The 594-nt window shown below is 58.9% G+C and carries 1 protein-coding gene; it reads left to right on the forward strand.

Features of this window, described 5'->3' with window-relative positions; all coding sequences use genetic code 11:
• Positions 1–450 precede the first annotated feature (450 nt).
• The coding region (locus tag U5A56_RS36925) for a transposase (protein WP_257776087.1) at positions 451–594 on the forward strand (144 nt) is incomplete at its 3' end.

Here is a 594-nt window from a genome sequence, read left to right on the forward strand (position 1 = left end):
TCGGAGTCGAAGCTGGTCGATGATCCTCAAAGGGAAGTTCGAGGGCTTTTACAGGGCTTGTGAGCGGGCCTCGCCATTCTCCAAATCAAGCGATGCTTGTTTGCCCAGGGACCTGATTTGGTCCTTGGGCGAGGAGACGGTCCCGAGGTGATCCAGCCCGAGGCCATGGCGCAACAACTTTACCCCTCCCTCGCCAAGGGTCTGGCGAACCTGTATGCCTATGACCGTCGTGAGTCTGCCTTAACTGACCAGTATCGATCGTAGGTGCAGTGAGCGGCCGTGCAAACCGCGCGCGAGCTTCGACGATTAGTGTCCGCATTTTGCCTGAGCGATTGGTGGCGGCACCGGCGTGCATAAGACGACTGATGACTGTAAGCGGCTAGCCAACCCGTCTTGAGTTTGACCGAGGAGCTTGGGAGTATCGTGTCCACCTAACGAATAAGCGGACACGTGAACACTATCGAATCGGAAGCACTCCCGGAGCGTCGTCGGCGGCGACGCTACAGCGAGGAGTTTAAGGCGCAGGTGGTTGCTGCCTGCCAGGGAATCGGCGTATCGGTTGCGGCGGTCGCGCTGGAACACAGGCTCAACGCA

The organism is Burkholderia sp. BCC1998 (genome assembly GCF_905339875.1).
GTDB lineage: Bacteria > Pseudomonadota > Gammaproteobacteria > Burkholderiales > Burkholderiaceae > Burkholderia.